The sequence below is a fragment of the Pseudomonas peli genome, assembly GCF_050563605.1.
In the GTDB taxonomy this organism is placed as follows: domain Bacteria; phylum Pseudomonadota; class Gammaproteobacteria; order Pseudomonadales; family Pseudomonadaceae; genus Aquipseudomonas; species Aquipseudomonas peli_A.
The window spans coordinates 1-284 of the sequence record NZ_JBNXUH010000252.1; the positions used below are offsets into that span (position 1 = coordinate 1).

Here is a 284-nt window from a genome sequence, read left to right on the forward strand (position 1 = left end):
CGTGGGCCGGAGATGTGTATAAGAGACAGTCTCCACTCCGTGCGACATTCTCGCGCCGTGCGGGCTGGGCGGTGTGCTGAACCACACCACAGTCGGGCAGTTGCGCTGTTCGGCGGTGGCGGGGGCGGCAAACAATCAGCTGGCCAGTGCCGCTATCTCCGACAGACTGCAGGCGCGGGGGACTCTCTAAGCGCCGGCTTATACGATCAATGCCGGTGGCCTGATCTACGTCTGACTCTTATACAATTCTGACGCCGCCGACGACGCTCCACGAATTATGATGT

1 pseudogene is annotated in these 284 nt (G+C 60.9%); it reads left to right on the plus strand.

The features are described from left to right. Nucleotides 1–28: 28 nt before the first annotated feature. Nucleotides 29–187, plus strand: a pseudogene (locus ACQ4LH_RS21630) (amino acid dehydrogenase); the annotation flags it as partial. Nucleotides 188–284: the final 97 nt, after the last annotated feature.